The sequence below is a fragment of the Pseudotamlana haliotis genome, from assembly GCF_008806375.1.
GTDB classification, from domain to species: Bacteria; Bacteroidota; Bacteroidia; order Flavobacteriales; family Flavobacteriaceae; genus Pseudotamlana; species Pseudotamlana haliotis.
On the sequence record NZ_WAAT01000001.1, the window covers coordinates 60,729 to 84,247 of the forward strand.

Genomic DNA, 23,519 nt, shown 5'->3' on the forward strand with positions numbered 1-23,519 from the left:
ATAGAATTAGTTAGATTCTTCGTTTTCTTCGTAAGGAATTTCTCTTTTAGATAAAATTCTAGTGTAGCGGTTGGGGTGTAGTTTGATGTCTCTAATAAGCTCTTCTAACTCCGCAGTAGCGCCTTCAAGGTTATTGTATAAGGTTTCATCCTTTAAAAGTTTCCCCATACTTCCTTGTCCGTTTTGCAAATTCATCATTAACAAATTGAAGTTTCCTAAGGTTGCCTCTAGGTCTCCAATAATATCAGAATCGGCAAGTGATTTACTCACATCAGCAAAATTTGTTGTGATTTCATCAGCATTACTTAAAACGTTATCTAAGTGTTTTTGATTACCCGATACAATTTGATTTAAAGATTGTGAAGTTTTCTTTAGAGCTGTCATGGTTTGACTTAACTCTGCAATGCTTGCTTTAAGACTTTCTTTAGCTTCAGGGTTTAAAACCTCATTTAAACTACCAATTAATACGTTCATATTGGTAATCATTTTTTTAGCTTGTTCTTGAATAGGCTCCAACTTTTCACCTACCAAATCAATCATACCTTCTTTAACACGGCTTTTTAATACGTCTCCAGTTTCGGCAGTTTCAGCACCATCAAAAGCAGGAATAATGGCCACAGCTTTACCGCCTAGAAGACCAGTATCATAAAGTTCAGCTGTACTATTTTTAGAAAACTCAAAATCATTTTCAATTAAAAGTTCTATACTTAACTTTCCTGACCCATCATTTTTAAAACTAATATCTGAAACTTTACCTACGTTTAAACCACTAATGGTTACGGGGGTTGACGATACTAAACCTTCAACGTTTTCAAACTCTGTATAATAGGTTTTTGCGGAATCTAGTAGGTTTTGTCCTTTTAAGAAATTAAATCCAAAAATAAAAAGGATGATTCCTGAAATTACGAGTATGGCTGTTTTTACTTCTCTTGATATCTTCAAAATAAATGTATTTGGAACTACAAATTTACTATATATTTATGAAGAACTGCGCTAATTACTTATTGATTTTAACGCTTCACTTAGTGGAATTTTATTTCCCTCTTTGAACGCTACAATAAAACTAGATGGATACCCATTTTTCTGAGCTTCGGCTTGAAAGCCTTTAACCTCCTGGTAACTAGAGGTGTTGCCGTAATAATACTTATACAAACCTGCTGTTTTTATATTAGAAACACCTGTCAAACCATTGAAATTATAAGCTTTACTCTCTATAAATTTTGAACTAGCTGCAATTTGCACTTTAAATACAATACCAGATGTATTTGTAACAGTTCGTTCTTCGGTTACTACTTGAGCAGACACTTCTTCAATGACGTCTTCCACCGGTAAATAACCGTGAACACTTTTATCTAAACTTTTTTTATACTCTATAATAGCCTCATAAATAGCGTCTGATATTTGCTGTTGCCCTTTAGAAGAATTTAAATAAGCACCTTCTTTTTTATAACTTAAAAAACCCATTTCAACTAAAACACTTGGCATTACGGTTTGATGTAAAACAATAAAACCAGCTTGCTTAACACCACGGTTTTTTCTTTTCAAGCTATTGGTAAACATTTTTTGAATAAGACTTGCCAACATGATGCTTTGATCCAGATACTCTTCCTGACTTAATAAAATACTCATTACAGATTCTGGAGAGTTGGGATTAAAGCCCGCATAGTTTTTCTTATAATCTTCCTCCATAAAAATTACAGAGTTCTCACGTTTGGCTACTTCAAAATTGGTATTGTTTCTATGGGTACCTAATACGAAGGTTTCTGTACCATGAGCTGAAGAGCCATGGGCATTACAGTGTACTGACACAAATAAATCGGCATTCGCTTCATTAGCAATCTTACCACGAACAAACAAATCAACAAATTCATCGCTCTTTCTAGTGTAAATCACCTTAATACCAGAGTTTTTCTCTAATTGTTTCCCTACCCTTAACACAACATTTAAGGCTATTTCTTTTTCTTTATAGCCATTTCCTGTATTTCCGGGGTCATGCCCTCCGTGTCCTGCATCCAATACAACAACAAACTTTTTATCTGGTTTTTCGGTATGCGCACGCACTAATGTGGAACATGTTAATACTATTATAATTAATACGAAATGTAATATTTTATAAGTTTTCATCTGATAAATCTGGTTTTCACTTTAGAAACAACAAGTACATGAATTGAAATCTAAAACTTAATAAACTCTCTAATAAGGGTTTTTATTAAGCTTTAACCTTTAAATATTAAAATTTATTGTCCAATAATATGGCCTCCTATTTTAATTTTTAATTTTTGATTGATAATTAATCAATCCCAAAAAAATATATGTAATTTTGGCTTTTCAAAAACCGAGCCATTCCGTTACAAAAATACATTTAAAAGCGTTGCGCACAAACAACTTTAAAATACTTTTTGCACTAAGTTTTACAGTGTTTATCAACACGTTTAGCTTCGCTCAAGACATTCCTAATAAGGAACAAAAAATTGAACGAAAGGTTATCGAACCTACTATTATAGATAGGGCAGAAATTCAAACAGATAGTCTTCCTTCTCCTGAAATTTCTGAAATAAAACAAGATTCCACTTTAACCGATTCAATAAAACCTAAAAAAGACTTTTTAGAACATACGGTTAATTATCACGCCGAAGACTACTCTAAATTCAACCAAAAAGAACATAAACTATACTTATACAACCAAGCCAAAATTGTTTATGGTGACATGAATATCGTTGCGGGTGATATTACGATAGACTATGTAAAAAATACCGTTTATGCTAAAGGGATCACCGATTCGCTAGGAACTTACACACAAAAACCTGTTTTCACACAGGCCTCTAATGTTATTGAGCCGGACTCGATTCTATTTAATACGGAGTCTAAAAAAGCTTTAATTTATAATACAAAAACGGCACAAGGCGAGGGTACGGTGATATCAGAAATCACAAAAAAAGAAAACGATTCGGTTTATTTTGTTAAAGATGCCAAATACACGACGGCCCAAGATCTTGAAGACCCTGATTATTACATCAAATTAAGAAAAGCCAAAATTGTACCGGGTAAAAAAATTGTAACTGGATTTGCGAACATCTTTATTTATGATGTACCAACACCCGTAGCTTTACCTTTTGGCTTCTTTCCGCAAAGTGAGAAACAAACCTCTGGGGTTATCATTCCGACTTTTGGTGAACAAAGTGATCGTGGCTACTTTTTACAAAATGGTGGTTACTATTTTGCAATAAGTGATTATATAGATTTAACCCTATTAGGTGATTATTACACTAACGGAAGTTATGCCTTAAGGATGGAGAGTAGCTATGCCAAACGTTATCGTTATAGAGGTAATTTTGGTTTTCGTTATGAGAACTTAATTATGAGTGAGCGTGGTTTCCCTGATTATGCTAATAGTACCATTTATAACTTACGTTGGTCTCATAGCCAGGATTCTAAAGCCAATCCGAGTTCTCGATTCTCGGCATCTGTAAACTTAGGTAGTAGTCAATATTATCAATTATCAAATAATCAGGTAAACGTGAGTAACCGTTTAAACAACACCTTGTCTTCTTCTATTTCTTATTCGAAAAGTTTTCAAGGCCAACCTGAGGTAAACTATAGTGTTACCGCTACACATTCACAGAATTCACAAACTGAAGTTATAAATATGACCTTACCTACTTTTCAAGGAAGTGTAGGCCGTATTTATCCGTTTGCCTCAAAATCAGGAAGCAAAAAGGGCTTAATTCAAAACATTAATTTACAATACAACCTAAGAGCTGAAAACAGAATTCAAACAACAGATTCTTTATTTTTCAAAAAAGAAATGTGGGAAGATGCTAGAGCTGGTTTTCAACACACCATACCATTAACGACAAATTTTAAATTATTTAAATACTTTAGTGTAAGTGCTGGAACGAGTTATAATGAGGTGTGGACTTTTAAAACGGTCAACAAATATTACGACTCAGTAAACGAAGAAGAAGTTGAAGAAGATGTAGATGGTTTTGATTCGTTTAGAACCTACAATTTTAACACCAGTATGGGAACCACCGTATATGGTATGTTTAATTTTGAAAAAGAAGGCCAAGACCGAAAAATTAAGGCCATCCGCCACGTCATGAGGCCCTCAGTTAGCTACAATATCAACCCTGCGTTCGATCAATATTATGACAGCTATGAGGTTGTTGATGCAGACGGAAACACTAGTGCCAACGTAGAATACAGCAGATTTGAAAACAGTATATTTGGGCAACCCAACCAAACCTTTTCTAGTTCCGTTAGTTTAAATTTATCAAATAATTTTGAAGCTAAAGTACGAGATAAAGACAGTACGGCTACCGAAGCCAAAAAAGTAGTTTTACTTAACAACCTTAATTTCTCTACGGCATATAATGTTGCAGGAGATTCACTAAAATGGAGTCCAGTACGTATGACTGGTGGCACACAACTTTTTAAAAACCAATTAAGTATTAACTTTGGAGCTACTTTAGATCCTTATGCTTTAGATAGCAATAACAATAGAATTGAAAAATTCAATATTGATAATGGTGGTAGCCTCTTTCGATTAACTAGTGGTAACTTAACGGCTAGTTGGGCACTTTCTAATAAAGGCAGAACAGCGGCAAAAGACGGATTAACCGATAAAAATTTAGATGAAAACTTACGTGGTGGTGGTCGTGATGATGATTTATTTGGTGTTTCTGAAGATTTTGCCACCCAACAAATGCGTGATGATAAAAACCAAGAAGAAGATGAAACCCCTACTAAGTTTTATCACCATAAAATCCCTTGGAGTTTAAGGCTGGCTTATGCTGTGAATTACTCTAACTCACGGCGACAAAACGAAATCTCATCACATTCCTTAATGTTTTCTGGAGATATACAGCTAACCGATAATTGGACGATTGGAGCTTCTTCTGGTTACGATTTTAAAAACCTTGGTTTTACCCCTACCCAACTCCGTTTTGAACGTGATTTGCTCAGTTGGCGTATGAATTTCAGCTGGACGCCTTTTGGAGATTATAAATCGTGGAATTTCTTTATTGGTATAAAATCAAGTATCTTACAGGATCTTAAATACGAAAAACGTAGACAACCGGATATCACTTTATAATTTATAATCTATTTTATGTGAATCCATTTTCTAACGGTTTAAAAATATTCATATGAAAACCATTATTACAACACCTAATGCCCCTGCTCCTATAGGTCCATACAATCAAGCGATTTTAGTTGGAAACACTTTATACACTTCAGGGCAAATTGCCATTCATCCTAAGACAGGAGATCTTATTTTAGAAGATATCAAAACGGAAACTCAACAAGTGATGCAAAATATTGAAGCGATTTTAAAGGCTGCACATATGGATTTCTCACATGTGATTAAATCTTCTATTTTTATAAGTAATATGGATGATTTTCAAAAAATCAATGCCGTTTATGGTAGTTTTTTTGATGATGAAACTGCACCTGCTCGTGAAACCGTACAGGTGGCACGTTTACCAAAAGATGTGAATGTTGAAATTAGCGTGATTGCTATAAAATAACTTCAATATATTATTCTGTCTTAATTTTGAGACTCTGAATAATCAAGCAATAAAGCTTTTAATTTTTTTACTTCTATGGGTTTTGCTAGAAAATCATGCATACCTGATGCTTTTGCTTTGACAATATCCTCTTCAAAAGCACTGGCAGAAACAGCTATAATTGGGGTATTATTTTTTGTGTATTTTTCAGTTTCTTTAATTAACCTTGTGGCTTCATATCCATCCATATCAGGCATGTAGATATCCATGAAAATCAAATCAAAATCTAAAATCTTATATAAATCTACCGCTTCTACACCATTTTTTGCAAAGGTACAATCGGCTCCTTGACGCTCAAGAAGCGCCTTTATTACCTTTTGATTGGTTCTATTATCTTCAGCGACTAAAACCCTTAGTCTATTTAACAACAGAGGCTTATTTTCAACCGCATCACTTTCAATATTCAAAGTTTTCTTTAATTGTAAGCTGAAATAGAATGTAGAACCTTCATTTTCTTTACTTTCTAGTTTTAACTCGCCTCCCATTAACTCCACAAGTTTATGTGATACCGAAAGCCCCATACCACCACCACGATAATCTCGCAATAAAGCAGATTTTGAAATATCATTTTTATTATTGAACAAGGATTTAACCTCGTCGGGCGTCATCCCCACACCAGTATCTTTAATATAAAAAGTAAGGAAGTAACTATCATTCTCACCTATGGTTTGATCTACAGTTACCGTAATCTTTCCTGAATTAGTGAATTTAATCGCATTATTTATCAGGTTAATGAGTACTTGTTGAATTTTAGACGAATCTGCCAAAACTCTAAATTTACTATCATTTTCAGACAGGAATTTATATTCAAAGGCCAAACTTTTCTCTAAAGCTTGATATTCAAAAATTTTAAATAGCTTCAATAAATCAGCCTGTAAATCAACCGCCTTAATATTTATTCGAGCGTTCCCTCGGTCTACCACGGCATTATCTGCAATCATATTAACTAGCTGTAAAATATGCAGGGAAGAGTATTCAGCAATTTCTACTTCCGCAAATTGATCAGACTCCAAATTGGCTTGTTTTAGCATATTCATCATACCCAAAACTGTATTTAGCGGCGTTCGAATTTCGTAACTCATATTCGCCAAATAAATTGATTTCTGATCAGCAACCGTCTCCGCTAGGTCTAAACTGCGTTTTAACTCATGTACACGGAGTTTTAGATTGGATTTTACAACGTCATTTTGCAGTTGATTTTTAAAAAAATATTGAAGTCCGAATACCTGAAGCACAGCCAATACAAACAAAATTCCAGCGGCACTTTCAATGTATATTTTTTTTTCAAGAAAGAGAAAGCCTATAATAAGAATCGTTACTATACTTAAGGAAATCAAAAACGATAATTTATATCTTTTTTTAATCGATTTCATGAATTTTAGGGCTTCCATCATAGAATATGGCTTTTAACAAACATATTTATAATTTACGTATAAACAAAACGATTTATAGCCATTAAACCGACATAGGTATAGGAAAATTTGTTAAATTTAATTTTAGTAAAAAACTTCATACAAAGAAAAGATGAGAATTGAATATGATATTAAATTAGGCTTTAAAGATGTTATGATTCGACCAAAGCGATCTACTTTAAAAAGCCGCTCTGAAGTCCGTTTAGAACGTGAATTTAAATTCCTTCATAATCCATTAACATGGTCTGGGATTCCAATCATGGCGGCCAATATGGATACCGTAGGTACCTTTGAAATGGCTTTAGCCTTGGCCGAAAAACAGGTATTTACAGCCATTCATAAGCACTATACGATTGAAGACTGGAAAAACTTCACATCTGAAGCACCAAAACAAATTGAAAATTATATTGCTGTAAGCACTGGCACTAGCGATAAAGATACTAATAAGCTCACTCAAGTTTTTAATATTTTTCCTAAACTCAAATTCATTTGTATTGATGTTGCGAATGGTTATTCAGAGCATTTTACCGCATTCGTACGTAAAACAAGAGCTCAATTTCCAGATAAAGTCATTATTGCAGGTAACGTAGTTACAGGTGAAATGGTAGAAGAGCTTCTAATCTCAGGAGCCGATATTGTTAAAGTTGGTATAGGTCCAGGGTCTGTTTGTACCACACGAGTAAAAACCGGTGTTGGCTACCCACAACTTTCAGCGATCATTGAATGTGCCGATGCAGCTCATGGTTTAGGCGGACAAATTATTAGTGACGGTGGTTGTACAACGCCCGGAGATATTGCTAAAGCCTTTGGAGCAGGTGCCGATTTTGTAATGCTTGGCGGCATGCTTGCCGGTCATGATGAAAGTGGTGGTGAAATTATTGAGAAAAACGGCGAAGTTTTTAAAAAGTTCTACGGAATGAGTTCGGCTACAGCTATGGAAAAGCACGTTGGTGGCGTTGCTGAGTACCGTGCCAGTGAAGGTAAAACCGTTGAAGTGCCTTATAAAGGTCCGGTTGAAAATACACTGCAGGATATTTTAGGCGGATTACGTAGTACCTGTACCTATGTGGGTGCGGCAAGATTAAAAGAACTGACTAAACGCACTACTTTTATTAGAGTAAATGAACAGGAAAATAGGGTTTACAATGGTTGATGGTTTCAAGTTTAATGTTGCAAGTTTCAGTTACCCGAATAAACTTATGTTGAATTAAAAATGAAGAGTTAAAAATTAAAAATGTTCTAAAGTTTACGGAAGTTTTTTCCAATAAACAATAACCATCAACTAACAAACAATAGTCATTAGTTTAATTATAGTTTTCAGTCGCAGTTTCTAGTTAAACAAATAAACGATTCAACAAATAAACAGAATCCCAAATAATCAATTCAAAGGTAAATTTAGGAAATAGGCAGTAGGCAAATTACAAAACCTGACCTGTTGACCCTAAATCATTAGGTGTTAATTTAAAAATAAAATCGGGCGTAATTAGGCTTGATTCATCGCGATGCGATACGTAAATTATAGCAGTTTCACTTTCTGAAGCGATTTTGTTTACCAGTTCGGAAAATATTCTGGCATCGGCATCATCCAAACTGTTCGTAGGCTCATCTAAAATTAGTAATGGCGGATGTTTTACCATGGCTCTTGCGATTAAAACCAAACGCTGCTGCCCTACTGATAAGGATAGAAAATCTTTGTTTTTCACTGAAAACAAACCAAGTAATTTCAACCAATCATAAGCAATCATTTTTTGTCTTTCCGTTGGGTATTTATAAAGTCCGATAGAGTCATAAAACCCCGAAAGCAGCATGTTTTCTACAGAATCTAAACGCTTAAAGCCACGTAAGCGTTCAGCGGCGTAATAGCCAATGTTATTTCTAATGTCCCAAACGCTTTCACCCGTCCCCTTTTGCATGTCAAATAACGCAATATCTTGATTGTAAGCTTTAGGGTTTTCGCCTGTAATCAATGAGATTAGGGTGCTCTTTCCTGAGCCGTTAGCTCCAACTAATTTCCAAAATTCACCTTGCTTAATCTCCCAAGTAATATTTTTTACTACAGGTTTTTCTCCATAGCTTATAGAAACACCATTAAAGGATACTAAGGTTTTAAAGGTCTTTCTTTCTATTTTTTCAGGTTCTGGAAGCGGTCTCTTGAAAAAAGACTGTAAATTCAATTCTAGGACATCTAAATTTTTAATAGGAAGACATTTTCCGTTTTTTATATAGAACAAATTTGTGATAAACGGAAGCAGCTCTTTTTGCCGCGAAAAAAGTTGTATCAAAACAACTTCACGGCTTAAATTGGATAAGGTTTTTATAATTTCATCTTGTGCCGAAACATCTAAACTATCCAACACATTGTCAAGGATAATATAATAGGGTGTTTTAGTAAGAATATAAAATAGAAGGGCTTGTTTTCGTTCACCTCCTGAAGCATGAAGCACACTATTATTAGCAGGTGTAGTTAATAAATATTTATCGTGTCTTTGCTCTTCTTGAATGAATTTATTTAAAGTAATTTCTGAGAAAACCTCACCTTTTTCATGTTCTAAACCCTGAATAATTTTACCTGAAACTATATTTTTAAGCAGTGACTGTTTATCTTCCTTATTGGAAATGTAGAAGGCGCTGTGTTCCATGAAAATTGGGTGATTAATTAAAAATTAAAAAGGAACAGTTAATAATTTAGCCGCAAGTTTCAGTTTACACGATTAAACATAATATGAAGATGATTCAGTCTCCCCTCCTTCTGCATGATAAAACATTTCACTCTTACTCAAGCAATCATTAATCAGCTCATGAATTTTTCATAATTCAATATTAACTTTTTATTTTAAATTTCAACTATTCATTCATAAATCCTTAGTATGAAAAGGAACTAAACCTTCAATAGGTCTGCGCTCAAAGTTCCCGACTTTAAAGCCCATTTCTTCAGCAACGGCTTTAATTTCATCTTGAGCAAAAAAGGCAATAGAACCAGCAAAGTGCACTGGTACTGTTTTAAGCTCCTCTTTATATTGCATAATCATGTTTTTAGCAAATAGTCGAATACCGTCTTTAATTAAATTAACGATGTACTCTGAGTCTTTGTTTAAAAACATAAATTCAGCAAAATTTGCTAGATATGCATTTGCATTAGGTTGCTTATATAGGTTGTATTTAATATAATCAGATTCTAAGTTATATTTAGAACCAAAAGCATGCTCTATAGTAATAGGCATGTGATTGAAATAATAATCTCTAATGAGCTGCTTACCATAATAGTTTCCTGAGGCATCATCCATTAAAATATAGCCTAAAGAATTTACACGTTGGTGGATATTTGTGCCATCATAGTAACTACAATTAGATCCGGTTCCCATAATACAAACTACAGCTGCTTCTGTAGGTTCATTTATTGTGGCATAAACCGCCGCTAGGGTATCTTCATTAACTTCTATTTCTGCATTTGTGAAAATCTCTTGTAAAACACCTTTCAATAAGTTTTTAGGGTTTTCAGTTCCGCAACCAGCACCGTAGAAAAACACATGCGTTACTTCTTCTTTATGTTTTTTTAGCTCTTTACTGCCTTTAATGATTTTAAAAAGTTTCTTTTCAGGTAAAATGGCAGGATTAAGACCCTTAGTACGAATTTTTTCTAACAATTGGTTTCCGTTATTATCTACTCCTATCCAATCGGATTTTGTAGAACCACTATCAACAATTAAAATCATAAGTTCAGAGTTAAAAAAAAACTCCACAGAATACTGTGCTTGATACACAATAACTCTGTGGAGTTATTATAATTAATATTTAAAATAAATTATTTTACAGATGCGATATGTTGTGCTAAGTCAACTAATTTAGTTGAATAACCAAACTCATTATCGTACCAAGAAACTAATTTAAGGAAGTTATCATTTAATGCAATACTTGCTCCAGCATCAAACACACTTGTAAGTGTTTCTGAAACGAAATCTTGAGAAACAACAGCTTCTTCAGTATAACCTAAAACACCGTTTAATTCATTTTCAGAAGCTTTCTTAATAGCTGCTTTCACTTCATCCCAAGATGCTGATTTTTCAGTTCTAACTGTTAAATCTACAACAGATACATCTGGAGTTGGTACTCTAAATGCCATACCTGTTAATTTACCGTTTAATTCAGGAATTACTTTCCCCACAGCTTTTGCAGCTCCAGTTGAAGAAGGAATGATGTTAGCTAAAGCTGAACGGCCACCTCTCCAGTCTTTTCTAGAAGGACCATCAACAGTCATTTGAGTAGCAGTAGTAGCGTGAACTGTAGTCATTAAACCTTCTACAATTCCGAAGTTATCATTAATAACTTTAGCAATTGGTGCTAAACAGTTAGTGGTACAAGAAGCGTTAGAAACAATCGTGTGTTCTGAAGTAATTTTATCGTGATTTACACCCATTACAAACATTGGCGCATCAGCAGATGGTGCAGAAATAGCTACCTTCTTAGCTCCAGCGGCAATATGCTTTTGAGCCCCTTCTAAGTTTGTGAAGATACCAGTACAGTCTAAAATAACCTCTGCTCCAACAGCATCCCATTTTAAATCTTCTGGGTTACGTTCTGCAGTAATTCTAATTTCGTTTCCGTTAACTATTAAGTGTCCAGCATCACTCACTTCAACAGTACCATTGAATCTTCCGTGTACAGAATCATATTTTAGTAAGTAAGCTAAGTGCTCAACATCTAATAAGTCATTAATACCTACTATTTGAATATCAGGTCTTGAAGCTGCTACTCTAAAAGCAATTCTACCTATTCTACCAAATCCGTTAATTCCAATTTTTAATTTTGACATAATCTTGTTTATAAATGTTAAGTGCTCATGATATCTGAGACACGCAATAATTCTAAATTTATTTTTGTTTTACCTTTTATAGCATGGTCTAATGGTGTTAATTCCATTTTACCATTTTTAAGGCCAACCATATAATTACTTTCTCCGTTTAGCATGGCTTCTACGGCTTTTACACCCATTCGACTTGCTAAAACACGATCGAAACATGATGGCGCACCACCACGTTGCATATGACCAAGAACCGAAACTCTTACATCATAACCTTCCATATTTTCATCGACGTAATCCTTAAGTTCAAAAATATTCTTACCTATTTTATCACCTTCAGCAACGATTACAATACTTGAGGATTTTCCTGATTTTTTACTTTTATTTAAGGATTCTACTAAACGCTCTAATCCTAAATCTTCTTCAGGAATTAGAATTTCTTCAGCACCACCGGCAATACCACAATTTAAAGCGATATGACCCACATCACGCCCCATAACTTCTACAAAAAATAATCTGTTATGAGAACTTGCTGTATCTCTAATTTTATCGATGGCGTCAACTACGGTATTTAAAGCCGTATCAAAACCTAAGGTGTGTGTGGTTCCAAAAATATCATTATCAATGGTACCAGGAATTCCCATTACAGGGAAATTAAACTCTTGATTAAACACGAGTGCCCCTGTAAAAGAACCATCTCCGCCAATAACCACAAGGCCATCAACATTTTTATCTTTTAAGCTTTTATAAGCCTGTTCACGCCCTTCTTTAGTCCTAAAGGTTTTAGATCGTGCCGATTTTAACATGGTACCACCCTTGTTAATAATCCCTTTTACACTTCTTGCGTTTAATTCTAAAAAATCGCCTTCAATAAGGCCTTCATAGCCTCGGTAAACCCCAATACATTCTACATGGTGGTAAGCACATGTTCTAACTACAGAACGGATAGCGGCATTCATTCCAGGAGAATCTCCTCCTGAAGTAAGAACGGCTACTTTTTTAATTGTATTTGGCATTCATTTCTAATTTATTCCTGTAAAATTAATAAACAAAAACCATATTTCTATAACATAAATCACATTTTAGCAAACAATTAAAACTACAACGTTTTAGTAAACTACTAAATTATTTAAAAATCAAAAAGACCATTCAAAACAGCGTTAAATTGTCTAATCATCCTTAATTGAAATGTAATCAGGCAGTGCATTTTCGGCCTTATTATCTGTTTTTTCTTCTTCAAGTTCTTGCTCTACCGGTTCTGATTTTTTTAAGATCTCCTGAATAAGTTCTCTAAAGGTATCAAAATCTACACTATATGCCACACCAATACCTTGAGTATATCCTATTTTCTCACCAAAATTTCGAATACTGTTTTCACGATTGAATACATTAGCCGTTAAATTACCTTCTTCATTAAGTAGAAACGCAATTTCAACATCACCGGCCACCACCGATTGTGTAGCCCCACTTCCTCCTACAGGAACTCCAACTTTACCATTAATGATTACACGATCACTTATTTGTGTTTGTAAGGTTACCCCAAAGCGGTCTTCAGTCTGGTAATCCGGATTATTTTGCCCCGATTCATAGTTTAAACCAATATTTAGTTTAGAATCGCTTCCGGTGAATAAACCGTTTATAATCCCATTAAGTCGTTCTGCAATGGTTCCAGAGAAGTTCAAATCGGCTAAGCCACTAGAAAACGATGCGGTTGATAATAAATATAGGGCCTGATTTTGTATATCTTCTTTAGACTGTAGCCTATAATTCAACTCAGATTTTACAGTAGAATTTACATTAGGAAAATCAAAACTAAACTCAGGTTCTGGTTGTTCTAAATCACCTACTAGAGCGATATTGAGCTCAACTGGTATGCTTCTATTAATTGGTGTATCAAGTAAAGGAGAAGGATTTGCTCGTGTTCTATAAGTCGCTAACATATCGATTTGGGCCTTTAGAGGGTCGCCTTCCCAAGCAATGGTTCCACCTGGTTGTACAATAAATTCCTTTTGCACCAAGCCTCCATAGGCAAAATTATAAACCCCTTCAAACACCGAGAAATCACCCCACATCTTAAACTTTCCGTTGGTGTTAATGGCAACAAGTAATCCGCCACGCCCACGACCTTTTAAAGAGTGCCCAGTACTTTTATCGATAATAATCTGAACTTCAGCATCTTCAGTAACATCTAAATCGAAATCAAGTTCTAAACCTTTTATTTCCTCAAAAACAATGTCAACGCCTTTTTCCTTAGCCATTTTTTCTTCTTTGGTAATGAAATGCATGTAGGAATTATCGCCAAATGATTCAGAATCATTTAAAGGAATATTAAATACGGTTCCTTTTTTAGTTTCTCCTACAACTTTAATGACCAATTGTTCGGTTGGGCCATAAATATTGGCGCTACCACCTAAAAAACCGGTACCATAATAAAGTGATTCTTCGGCTTCTTTAGTATCTAAAACGACCAAATTATTAGTGGTTATATCAAGGCCAAGATTCCATTTTGAAAAATTCTCATGACTAATAGTACCACTCAATTGTCCTTTAGATTGGAATTTAGTATCGGTGATATTAATATCGTTAAACTTAAAGGTTTGATTGATTAATCCTACTGAGGCATTTTCCGCAAAAGCGTAATCTACATTCAAATACGGAACCCCTATACCTGCATCATTCAATAATAATTCGCCATTAATTTGAGGGGCTTTCAAGCTTCCAACGACATTAACTCGCCCAGTGGCCTCTCCTCTAACATTAGACAACACGCCTTGTAATAAAGCATTTAACGGATGTAATTTAAAATCTTTAAAATCTAAATTCACATCAATACTGGCTTGTTTTTTAACTACGTTAATGTCGCCTTGTGCATGAAATGATTTAGCGAAATCATTTTTAATAGAGGCATCTACTTCATAATTTGTAAGGGACTCATTCCCTCTAATGCTCGCATCAAAAGACCCTAATTCAAACTCATTAATTTTCAAATCGTTTACCACAATCTCTGATGCTGGCAAATAACTACCATTTTGTTGTAAGATTTCCAGTTGACCATTAACCCGACCTTCAAACTTTAAACTGTCTAACTCTGGTAAAATTTTATCCAAATCAATGTGAACAAAATCGAGTTTCACATCTTTTTGGGTAGAATCTTTTATAAAACCAGATAAATTAATGATTTCGTTATTATGGTTTACTTTAAAGCGTTCAAGATTTAAATGTTTTAACTTCTTATCAAACACAATTTTATGATTGTTATCATCTAGCTCGTTGATGTACCATTTATGATTTTTAACCGTAAAATCTGACTTCTTAAATCCAACCACCGATTTGTTTTCAGTATTAATCGTATGGTAAAAATTCAGGTTATAAGTATCATCATTACGCTTTCCCCCAACTGCTTCAGCTCGCATAAAAAGCGTGTCATTTAAGGTCACGTTAATCATATTAATTTTTGATAAGTTGTAATACTTTGTATTTAAGCTATCGGCTTCGATATAAGTATCAAACAGCGGGTTTCCGTTATCGACTTGTAGCTCTACATTATTAACAAAGTAATCATCATACTTAATTTTAGGTGATTTAAACATGAGCTTAAATTTACTCTCATCACTTTCTACACGCCCTCTAATGAAGGTGTTTTTAGCCAGTTTAACTTCAGGGTAAAGTACTTCTACAATTTTATTATAAATCTTAAAATTAAAGTCTATATACTGATCATCATGAACTTGATCTCTTTGGTAATTGGAATAAACGTAACCAATAGAGTTTTTAAATAACTTTTGTAAATCATTTAAAACAAACTCGCCGTTTAATTCGCCTTGAATAATATCTGGAGAATTAAAAGACAGGAACCGTTTTTCGCCTTCAAAACGTGAAGTAACTTCAAACTCATCAAAAGCATAGGTGTCATTTTCATTTTGATATACGGTATTTTTAAAAATGATTTTCCCATAGGCATCATCTAAACTCCCCGCATTCATATTCATATTCACCTTACTCTTTAATATGGAAATGCTATCTCTTTTTATAAAATTAAGCGTGTTTAAATCGGCATAATCTATAACAGCTTCAAAATCATATTTTTTCACATCTTCAGAGAAATCTACAAGCCCTAAAAAGTTCATTTTTAGATTAGAATCATTAACCATTAAGTTTCCGTCGAAAATATTATTCATCACATTTCCGGCTACTTTAATGTCCTCATAATTGTAGCTGTTATATTCTAACCTATAAATATCACCTTTAATCTGGGTGTCAATTTTTTCGGCGGTAAAACCTTTTCCGTTAACATCAAAATTTAAAGCCCCTATACCTACATTGGGCGTATTTAAAAAAGCCCCGAGGTCAAATTCTTGAACGGTAACATTCCCTTTGTACGAACCATTATCGATGTCATTAATTTTATCGATTTCTAAATTAGAATCCACAAAACCGATTTCAGTAAATATCTTAATATCGGCCACCACTTTTTTTGAAGTGATTTGAGTATTTCCCACAATATTGAACATGCCAACGCGATCGAATGAAGACGGAATAGATCGTCCTAAAATTCCGGGAAGCAAATGGGTTAAATCGGTGTAGGTTGAAGACAAACTCTTGAATTTACCATCCATATAAAAGTTATCTTCCTCTCTATTAAATAAATTTCGGAATAAAATATCGCCGTTTACATGCGTTCTATCGGTTGTAGATAACCTTAGGTTAGACATTTTTAAGTCATTGAGTGTCCCAGACAAATCAACATCAAATTTTGCGTGGATATTATGTCCGAACTCATCATAAAAGGTATTTAGTTCATCTAAAAGGACATTCGAACCTTTAAAACTGGCTTCAATAGTCACTTTATCTGTAAAAAATTGTAAATCTTCACGCTTATATAGAAATTTCAAATCACCATTAAGCACCGATTCTTCTGTTTTAATTTGAAGATTTGCAAAAGTCATATCGGTTAAGGTATAAGCGAAATCGGTCATCATATTTTTCACAACAACCCCTCTGCTATCTACAAAAGACAACGTGTTTACTCTAGTGCTTACGTTACTCCCATCAATCAATAAATTGGTTGCATTAATATTTAAATCCTTTAAATAAAGCATTTTTGAAGTGGCTCTGTTTTCATCTGCTAAACTAAAAACCGAGTTATAAATAGAAACATCACTAGAAGAAAGTAAAAATTCACTACGGACTTTAGTAGGGTTATCTCTTTCAAATCGCTTAACGAAAATATCTAGATTCGATTCCGTTTCACCTTCATAGGTTTTAACATTAAAATGAAGGTTTTCAACGTCAATATCACCAAAAATTAAATTTCCATTGAATAAATTTCTAACACTTAAAATCGAGGTGTTTAATTCTGATGCACTAAAGAGCGTATTCTTCTTATAATCCTCAATATAAATATCTTTTAATTCAATATCACCATTAAGTTGCATACTTAGTCGATTAACATAGATATGCGTTTTGTACTCTTGATTTAATCGTTCAGTCGCGTAATTACCCAGGCGTGTTTGCACATAAGGAATGGCTAAAACCAGCAATAAAATAATAAAGAGCATTAAGAAAATGCCCGTTATTTTAAACAGTATGTTAAAAAATGACTTGATAAGCTATAAAATTATGACTTTAATACCCATAAATCACATTGAATTAATAAAAATACAGTGATTACTTTCAAGTTGATGCAACTCGATATATAATTCTTTACGTTTTTATTAAAAAAATAATTGAGTAGTTTTGCGCTGCGAATAAATCGTTTATTCGATGTAAAATTAACAATTATTGTGCCCAATAGAAATTAATGTCTTCAGAAAATATATATATACTCGGAATTGAGTCGTCATGCGATGATACCGCTGCATCAGTATTAATGAACGGTAAAATTTTAAGCAATGTCGTTGCGAGTCAAAAAATACATGAAGCCTATGGTGGCGTTGTTCCAGAATTGGCTTCTCGTGCGCATCAACAAAACATTGTTCCTGTGATTCATCAGGCTTTAGAAAAAGCAAATATCACTAAAGAACAGCTTCATGCTGTGGCCTTTACAAAGGGGCCTGGGCTCATGGGAAGTTTGCTTGTAGGCACTTCATTTGCTAAATCTTTAGCTTATGGTTTAAATATTCCGCTTATTGATGTGAACCATATGCAGGGTCATATTTTGGCTCATTATATTGAAGAAGAAGGTTTTGAAAAACCACCTTTTCCATTATTAGCCATGACCATTTCTGGGGGTCACACCCAGATTGTTAAGGTTGAAAATTACTTTGACATGACTGTTATTGGCGAAACCATCGATGATGCCGTTGGTGAAGCCTTTGACAAAAGTGGTAAAATATTAGGATTAGGCTATCCCGCCGGTCCAGAAATTGACAAACGTGCCAAATTAGGTAATCCAAAAGCTTTTGCTTTTACAAAACCAAAGGTTGACGGGCTCAACTTTAGTTTTTCAGGGTTTAAAACGGCTGTTTTATACTTTATTCAGCGTGAAACGAAGAAAAACCCAAATTTTATAGAAGAAAACCTAAACGATATTTGTGCTTCAATTCAATATACTATTATTGGTATTTTAATTGACAAACTTAAACTAGCTTCAAAAGAAACCGGCATAAATCATATTGCTATTGGTGGTGGCGTTTCGGCAAATTCGGGTATAAGGCAAGCCTTAAAAGATGGCGAACAAAAATTTGGTTGGACCACCTACATTCCTAAATTTGAATTCACCACGGATAATGGCGCCATGATTGCCATTGTAGGATACTTAAAATATTTAGAAAGTAATTTTGCTAAACAAGATGTAGTCGCTTCCGCCCGATTAAAAATTTAAAAATATTTTTAACAAATACCCTATACTAACCCCAAAGCCCTACCAATCCTATGATTAAAAAACTACCTTGTCTTTTATTGTTTCTTACTATTTTTTGTGTACAGGCTCAAACTTCTATTGAGAAAGACTTGAAAAAAATTGAAACCCCTGAGGAAGCTGATGCCTATTTAGAGGAAAACAATTCAAAGCTCAATAAATTAATTACCTTTAATGAGGAAAAACATAAAACCAAACTCGCCATATCACTTTTTAAAAAGAATGTAGGCGGAACAGAAGTCGTTGATCGCGAATATGAAAAGGTTCATTATAAAATTATTAGTAAAACAAGCAACAACTATAATCGTGTGTCATACATTTATCTGGATGGTGCTAAATATAATATGAGCGATTTAAATGCGCTAAGAACTAAAATCATCGCGAACTTTAAAGACGGGGCTCCTTTTGATTTTTTGGCTAAAAGATATTCTATGGATGAACGCGCTACAAAAGGTGGTGACACGGGTTGGTTCACTAAAGGAAAACTCGATACAGCTTTAGAACAAAGTTTTGTAGATAGCAGCTATGGCTTAAACGATATTTTCACCGTAGATTTACCAGAATCTAACAGATATTATGTGGTTTTAAAAACTTATGAGCCTAAAGAAATTTCAGAATTAAAAGTTTTAAAAATCACTGAAAAGAAATAAAAATGCAACTTTTCTATAATCCAGACATTAGCGAAATAAGCACTCAGTTGTTATTTGATAAAACTGAAAGCAGACACATTGTAAAAGTGTTACGCAAAACTGTTGGAGATACTTTGCATATCACCAACGGTAAAGGCTGGATTTTTACCGCTGAACTCGTGACGCCAAACATTAACAAATGTATGGCAAATATCATTTCTAAGGAACAGCAAAAACCACGTAACTTCAACTTGCATTTGGCTGTTGCACCTACAAAAATGAATGATCGCTACGAATGGTTTTTAGAAAAGGCTACCGAAATTGGTATTGAAAGTATTACGCCTATCATTTGTGATCACAGTGAGCGTAAAGTGGTTAAAACCGACCGTTTTGATCGTATTTTGCAATCGGCTATGAAACAATCATTAAATGCCTATTTACCACAGTTGAATGCACCAGTAAATTTTAAAGATTTTATTGAACAAGACTTTTCAGGTCAACTGTTTATAGCACATTGCGAGGAAACCCAAAAGAAATCACTAAAACAAGCTTTAGCCCCTAAAATAGATGTAACCATTTTAATTGGCCCTGAAGGTGATTTTTCACCTAAAGAAATTGACTTAGCGCTAGAAAACAAATTTATTCCTGTAACTTTGGGAACAACCCGATTACGAACAGAAACGGCGGCGATTGTAGCCTGCCATTCTGTTGCTTTTTCAAACGAATAGCTAACCATGCGATTATTTTTCATCATTTGTTTCTACTTGGTTTCCTTGAGCTTATCGGCTCAAGATTTGGCTGTTTTAAAGTACAAAGGCGGCGGTGATTGGTATGCTAATCCTACAGCTTTACCTAATCTTATTCAGTTTTGCAACAGCCATATCAACACTAAAATAAACCCCAAACCCCAAACTGTTGAAACAGGAAGTTTTGATATTTTTCAATACCCACTAATTCACATGACTGGCCACGGAAACGTGTTTTTTGATGAAAATGATGCTGAAAACCTACGTAATTACCTCATGTCTGGCGGTTTTCTTCATATTGACGACAATTATGGTATGCAACCTTATATTACCAAAGAGTTGAAAAAGGTATTTCCTAATAAAGAATTGATTGAAATCCCATCAAATCATGCAATTTTTAATGTGGCCTATAAATTTCCAAACGGACTCCCAAAAATTCATGAGCACGATGGTAAGCGTCCGCAAGCTTTTGGAATTTTTGAAGACGAACGTTTAATACTTCTCTTTACTTATGAAAGTGATTTAGGCGATGGTTGGGAAGACCATGAAGTGCATAACGACTCGGAAGAAGTTCGTGAAAAAGCACTAAAAATGGGTGCTAACATTATTAAATTCGCTTTTGAAAATTAAATGCAACTCAACCACTACAATACCAATTTTGAAAAACGTACATTTCCCATCACTTTAGTTTGTGACCATGTGACTAATGCCCCTAATATTGGTAGTTTGTTTCGGGTTGCAGATGCCTTTGGTGTTGAAAAAATCGTGTTATGCGGACAAAATATTACACTGGGGCGGAAAATAACAAAAACCTCTCGTGCGACCGAAAAATTTGTGCCTTATGATATTTGCGACAAGGCTTCAGATGTGGTTTTAAATTTAAAAAAAGAAGGCTATCAAATTATTTCAATTGAAATCACTAGTGAAAGTGTGCCGATGCATCGTTTTGAGTTTTCAGAAAAACAGCCTATTGCTTTTGTAATCGGTGATGAAAATTTTGGTGTTTCTGAAGCTATTTTAAAGCTTTCAGATCACATAATCCATATTGATATGTTTGGGGAGAATAGTAGTATGAATGTGGTACAAGCCACAAATATTGCACTTTACGAAGCCACTAAACAATTAATTTAATCTATTCTCACTTCAATTTTTTATTGTTGTTTTAATTAAGTAGATTTACTTACAAATAAATTTTATAAATTGAAATCAACAACCATTTCAAAAGGTATCCTTAGAGCAGTTTATACGCTCGTAGGTATTTCGATATTATTATATTTCTTTTACGAAATTCGATCTGTAGTAGCTTATGTTGCAATTGCTGCAATAACCTCATTAATTTGCAGACCTTTTATTAACTTTTTAGAACATACACTGAAGCTAAAAAAAGACATAGCTGTAGTGGTGACTATTTTTCTTTTACTGGGTGTATTGGTTGGTTTAGCCGGTCTGTTTATTCCACTAATCATGGAACAAGGGCACAATTTATCTTTGCTTGACATCGAAAAACTAGAGTCTAACTTATTAGAGATTTACAACTCATTTGCATTAAATTTCAACCTAGACACGAATGACTTAACCAATAGGTTTAAAGGTTTTAAACTTATAGAAATGTTAGATTTCTCTTTTATACCTGATGTACTAAACTCTATTGTTAGTGGCTTAGGCAGCTTTAGTATTGGTTTATTTTCTGTACTTTTCATCTGTTTTTTCTTCTTGAAAGACCGAACGCTTTTGGAGAATACACTTATCATTTTTGTTCCTGAAAAAAGCGAAAATCAATTTAAAAATTCTTTTTCAAAAATAAAGAAAATGTTGTCTAGGTACTTTGTTGGCCTCATTTGTCAAATCACCATACTTTTTATTATTTATGCTATCGGTTTATTTGTAGTAGGGATTGAAAACGCCTTCGTTATTGCTTTTTTATGTGCTTTAATGAATCTTATTCCTTATGTTGGCCCAGCTATTAGTGCTGTTTTAATGGTTACTCTTACTATGACCACTAATATTGGTCAATCACTTTTACACTATATTTTACCCAAAACATTTTGGGTATTGGTCGTTTTTGTCATCGGACAATTGATGGACAATTTTGTGAGTCAGCCCGTTATATTTTCTAAAAGTGTTAAATCGCATCCACTTGAAATTTTCTTGGTTATATTAATCACTGGAATTTTATTTGGTGTTGTTGGTTTAATTGTTGCTATTCCCGCTTATACCACAATTAAAGTGATTTTAAAGGAATACCTGGCGGAAAACCGTATCGTTAAGAAAGTGACTCAAAACATTTAATTTCAGCTTTGAATACGTATATTTTAAATACTGAAATTCAAGATTTCATCCATACCAATTTACACTCAGACATCTCTACACTCCTACTTAAAGGCGTGACTTTCGAAGGCGTTACTGTTCAAGAAATCATTGAGCAGATTGAAGCAAAAAATCGTTGTATAAACAAACTTCCTTTGTGGTTTAAAACCGGGAACATTTACTTTCCGAATAAATTAAACATTGAACAAACCTCTTCTGAAAGTACTGCAGAATACAAATCAGCCCTTATATCAGGAGACAACATCATTGATTTAACGGGCGGTTTTGGGGTAGATTGTTATTATTTTTCAAAGCATTTTAAAACGGTAACACATTGCGAAATAAACAGCACACTTTCTGCTATTGTAAAGCATAATTACGAAAAACTCAACGTAAAAAACATCACTACGTTTACAGGTGATGGCATGGATTATTTAAGACATTCAGAAAAACAATTCGATTGGATTTACATCGACCCCTCACGCCGACATGATAGTAAGGGCAAGGTGTTCTTTTTAAATGATTGTTTACCAAACGTACCAGAAAATCTAGAATTACTTTTTAGTCGTTCTAAAAACATCCTCATAAAAATATCGCCCTTGCTGGATTTAAGCATAGGTATCAACGAGCTAAAGCATGTAAAAACCATTCATGTTGTAGCGTTGAATAATGAAGTTAAAGAGTTACTTTGGGTTTTAGAATGTGATTTTTCGGGAGACGTCCATATTGAAACAGTGAACATTCAAAAACAAAGAAAAGCAAAATTCAATTTCAATTTAAACGAAGAAAAGCAAGCAAATGCGACGTATAGTGAGCCTCTAAGTTATTTATACGAACCTAATGCCGCTATATTAAAGGCCGGTGCTTTTGAAAGTGTTTCTGAACAGTTAAAAATTAACAAGCTTCACAAACACTCTCATTTATACACCAGTGATAATTTAGTTGAATTTCCTGGAAGATCCTTCAAAATAGAACAAATCCTTCAGTACAATAAAAAAGCGCTTAAAACATTAAACATTTCAAAAGCAAACATAACCACGCGTAACTTCCCGGAAACGGTTCAAAACATTCGTAAAAAGTTTAAAATAATAGATGGTGGTACGCACTATTTATTTTTCACTACCAATATGAACGACAAAAAAATTATACTTGTTTGTTCAAAAATTGAAATGGCTTAGATTTAAAGTTTCTAACTTCCTAC

At 34.0% G+C, this 23,519-nt stretch carries 18 protein-coding genes; 10 read left to right on the plus strand and 8 right to left on the minus strand.

The annotated features are described in order from the left end of the window. Positions 1-6: 6 nt before the first annotated feature. Both F6U93_RS00255 and F6U93_RS00260 read right to left on the minus strand, forming a co-directional pair. Positions 7-942 (minus strand): MlaD family protein, encoded by a 936-nt coding sequence (locus F6U93_RS00255; RefSeq protein WP_191963424.1) that lies wholly within the window; start codon positions 940-942, stop codon positions 7-9. Between the two features lie 51 nt (positions 943-993). Further along, positions 994-2,124 carry an N-acetylmuramoyl-L-alanine amidase family protein gene (locus tag F6U93_RS00260; protein ID WP_150935688.1) on the minus strand — a complete coding sequence of 377 codons (1,131 nt, stop codon included), beginning with the start codon at positions 2,122-2,124 and terminating at the stop codon, positions 994-996. Between the two features lie 196 nt (positions 2,125-2,320). On the opposite strand from F6U93_RS00260, the gene F6U93_RS00265 reads away from it, so the two are divergent. Together F6U93_RS00265 and F6U93_RS00270 are read left to right on the plus strand one after the other, a co-directional pair. Beyond that, positions 2,321-5,095 carry a putative LPS assembly protein LptD gene (locus F6U93_RS00265; RefSeq protein WP_150935690.1) on the plus strand — a complete coding sequence of 925 codons (2,775 nt, stop codon included), beginning with the start codon at positions 2,321-2,323 and terminating at the stop codon, positions 5,093-5,095. A 52-nt stretch (positions 5,096-5,147) separates the two neighbouring features. Continuing rightward, positions 5,148-5,528: a RidA family protein gene (locus F6U93_RS00270; RefSeq protein WP_150935692.1), complete on the plus strand. Its 381-nt coding sequence runs from the start codon at positions 5,148-5,150 to the stop codon at positions 5,526-5,528. A gap of 20 nt (positions 5,529-5,548) precedes the next feature. On the opposite strand, the gene F6U93_RS00275 is transcribed toward F6U93_RS00270, so the two are convergent. After that, positions 5,549-6,961 (minus strand): response regulator, encoded by a 1,413-nt coding sequence (locus F6U93_RS00275; protein WP_150935694.1) that lies wholly within the window; start codon positions 6,959-6,961, stop codon positions 5,549-5,551. A 130-nt stretch (positions 6,962-7,091) separates the two neighbouring features. Between F6U93_RS00275 and F6U93_RS00280 the strand changes: the two genes are divergently transcribed. Beyond that, complete coding sequence (locus F6U93_RS00280) at positions 7,092-8,132, plus strand: GMP reductase (protein WP_150935695.1); 1,041 nt, start codon at positions 7,092-7,094, stop codon at positions 8,130-8,132. A gap of 265 nt (positions 8,133-8,397) precedes the next feature. Here the strand turns inward: F6U93_RS00280 and F6U93_RS00285 are convergent, their stop codons facing one another. From F6U93_RS00285 to F6U93_RS00305, 5 genes are all read right to left on the minus strand, one after another. Next, complete coding sequence (locus F6U93_RS00285; RefSeq protein ID WP_150935697.1) at positions 8,398-9,618, minus strand: ATP-binding cassette domain-containing protein; 1,221 nt, start codon at positions 9,616-9,618, stop codon at positions 8,398-8,400. Between the two features lie 213 nt (positions 9,619-9,831). Then, entirely contained in the window at positions 9,832-10,692 is an 861-nt protein-coding gene (locus F6U93_RS00290; protein WP_150935699.1) for a BadF/BadG/BcrA/BcrD ATPase family protein, read from the minus strand. An 89-nt stretch (positions 10,693-10,781) separates the two neighbouring features. Beyond that, a complete protein-coding gene (gene gap, locus F6U93_RS00295; RefSeq protein ID WP_150935701.1) occupies positions 10,782-11,789 on the minus strand; it encodes a type I glyceraldehyde-3-phosphate dehydrogenase in 1,008 nt (335 codons plus the stop codon). A 17-nt stretch (positions 11,790-11,806) separates the two neighbouring features. Beyond that, positions 11,807-12,793 (minus strand): 6-phosphofructokinase, encoded by a 987-nt coding sequence (gene pfkA / locus F6U93_RS00300; RefSeq protein ID WP_150935702.1) that lies wholly within the window; start codon positions 12,791-12,793, stop codon positions 11,807-11,809. Positions 12,794-12,946: 153 nt separating this feature from the next. Next, positions 12,947-17,335: a translocation/assembly module TamB domain-containing protein gene (locus F6U93_RS00305; RefSeq protein ID WP_150935703.1), complete on the minus strand. Its 4,389-nt coding sequence runs from the start codon at positions 17,333-17,335 to the stop codon at positions 12,947-12,949. A 242-nt stretch (positions 17,336-17,577) separates the two neighbouring features. On the opposite strand from F6U93_RS00305, the gene tsaD reads away from it, so the two are divergent. The 7 genes from tsaD (at position 17,578) to F6U93_RS00340 (ending at position 23,496) form a co-directional block, all read left to right on the plus strand. Next, positions 17,578-18,600 carry a tRNA (adenosine(37)-N6)-threonylcarbamoyltransferase complex transferase subunit TsaD gene (gene tsaD / locus F6U93_RS00310; protein ID WP_150935705.1) on the plus strand — a complete coding sequence of 341 codons (1,023 nt, stop codon included), beginning with the start codon at positions 17,578-17,580 and terminating at the stop codon, positions 18,598-18,600. Between the two features lie 50 nt (positions 18,601-18,650). Then, entirely contained in the window at positions 18,651-19,286 is a 636-nt protein-coding gene (locus F6U93_RS00315; RefSeq protein WP_150935707.1) for a peptidylprolyl isomerase, read from the plus strand. 2 nt (positions 19,287-19,288) lie between these two features. Beyond that, on the plus strand, positions 19,289-19,993 hold the full coding sequence (locus tag F6U93_RS00320) for a 16S rRNA (uracil(1498)-N(3))-methyltransferase (protein ID WP_150935708.1): 705 nt from the start codon (positions 19,289-19,291) through the stop codon (positions 19,991-19,993). 6 nt (positions 19,994-19,999) lie between these two features. Beyond that, the gene (locus F6U93_RS00325) at positions 20,000-20,641 is read left to right on the plus strand and encodes a DUF4159 domain-containing protein (RefSeq protein WP_150935709.1); all 642 of its coding nucleotides are present in this window, start codon (positions 20,000-20,002) and stop codon (positions 20,639-20,641) included. Beyond that, entirely contained in the window at positions 20,642-21,142 is a 501-nt protein-coding gene (locus F6U93_RS00330; RefSeq protein WP_150935711.1) for a TrmH family RNA methyltransferase, read from the plus strand. 69 nt (positions 21,143-21,211) lie between these two features. Further along, a complete protein-coding gene (locus F6U93_RS00335) occupies positions 21,212-22,300 on the plus strand; it encodes an AI-2E family transporter (RefSeq protein ID WP_150935713.1) in 1,089 nt (362 codons plus the stop codon). 8 nt (positions 22,301-22,308) lie between these two features. Beyond that, positions 22,309-23,496, plus strand: coding sequence for a class I SAM-dependent methyltransferase (locus tag F6U93_RS00340; protein ID WP_150935715.1), 1,188 nt, complete (start codon positions 22,309-22,311; stop codon positions 23,494-23,496). Positions 23,497-23,519: the final 23 nt, after the last annotated feature.

Coding starts and splice junctions, on each gene's coding strand:
- F6U93_RS00305 (WP_150935703.1), bottom strand. CDS start 17,335: ATGCTCTTTATTATTTTATTGCTGGTTTTAGCCATTCCTTATGTGCAA.
- gap (WP_150935701.1), bottom strand. CDS start 11,789: ATGTCAAAATTAAAAATTGGAATTAACGGATTTGGTAGAATAGGTAGA.
- F6U93_RS00270 (WP_150935692.1), top strand. CDS start 5,148: ATGAAAACCATTATTACAACACCTAATGCCCCTGCTCCTATAGGTCCA.
- F6U93_RS00320 (WP_150935708.1), top strand. CDS start 19,289: ATGCAACTTTTCTATAATCCAGACATTAGCGAAATAAGCACTCAGTTG.
- F6U93_RS00275 (WP_150935694.1), bottom strand. CDS start 6,961: ATGATGGAAGCCCTAAAATTCATGAAATCGATTAAAAAAAGATATAAA.
- pfkA (WP_150935702.1), bottom strand. CDS start 12,793: ATGCCAAATACAATTAAAAAAGTAGCCGTTCTTACTTCAGGAGGAGAT.
- F6U93_RS00280 (WP_150935695.1), top strand. CDS start 7,092: ATGAGAATTGAATATGATATTAAATTAGGCTTTAAAGATGTTATGATT.
- F6U93_RS00325 (WP_150935709.1), top strand. CDS start 20,000: ATGCGATTATTTTTCATCATTTGTTTCTACTTGGTTTCCTTGAGCTTA.
- F6U93_RS00260 (WP_150935688.1), bottom strand. CDS start 2,124: ATGAAAACTTATAAAATATTACATTTCGTATTAATTATAATAGTATTA.
- F6U93_RS00330 (WP_150935711.1), top strand. CDS start 20,642: ATGCAACTCAACCACTACAATACCAATTTTGAAAAACGTACATTTCCC.
- F6U93_RS00285 (WP_150935697.1), bottom strand. CDS start 9,618: ATGGAACACAGCGCCTTCTACATTTCCAATAAGGAAGATAAACAGTCA.
- F6U93_RS00290 (WP_150935699.1), bottom strand. CDS start 10,692: ATGATTTTAATTGTTGATAGTGGTTCTACAAAATCCGATTGGATAGGA.
- tsaD (WP_150935705.1), top strand. CDS start 17,578: ATGTCTTCAGAAAATATATATATACTCGGAATTGAGTCGTCATGCGAT.
- F6U93_RS00315 (WP_150935707.1), top strand. CDS start 18,651: ATGATTAAAAAACTACCTTGTCTTTTATTGTTTCTTACTATTTTTTGT.